The organism is Aureimonas sp. SK2, from assembly GCF_029813115.1.
Taxonomy (GTDB): Bacteria; Pseudomonadota; Alphaproteobacteria; order Rhizobiales; family Rhizobiaceae; genus Aureimonas.
The window spans coordinates 1-462 of the sequence record NZ_JAPZDS010000075.1; the positions used below are offsets into that span (position 1 = coordinate 1).

Annotated in this window: 1 protein-coding gene; it reads left to right on the forward strand. The window is 64.3% G+C overall.

Annotated features, from left to right (window positions below; all coding sequences use genetic code 11):
• The coding region (locus O5O54_RS22270; RefSeq protein WP_279484032.1) for a transposase at positions 1-378 on the forward strand (378 nt) is incomplete at its 5' end.
• Between the last annotated feature and the right edge of the window lie 84 nt (positions 379-462).

The following is a 462-nucleotide window of genomic DNA, read 5'->3' on the forward strand; positions in this document are numbered from 1 at the left end:
ATGCCGGGCGTTGGCGTCATCACCGCCCTTTCCGTCGCCTCGTCCTTCGACGACGCATCGCGCTTCCAACGATCCTCGAGTGCTGGCGCCTATCTCGGCCTGACGCCGCGACGATACGAGTCCGGCGAGACGAGCCGCAACGGGCGCATCTCCAAACAGGGGAGCCTGATGACCAGGAAGCACCTTTACGAGGCGGCCACGACGCTTCTCACGCGCAACCTGCGCTTCTCCACGCTCAAGGCGTGGGGCCTGAAGCTGGCAAAGGCGTCCGGGTTCAAGAAGGCGAGGATCGCCGTGGCACGCAAGATGGCCGTGATCCTGCACGCCATGTGGAAGACCAACACTCCATTCCGTTGGAGCCAGGAAACGGCGGCATAGTCACCACCATGCCGCCTCCCTGACTTCAACGGATGCGTCCCCGCCGGGACGTATGGCGCGGATCAGGCCGTCCCTGAAAATGCG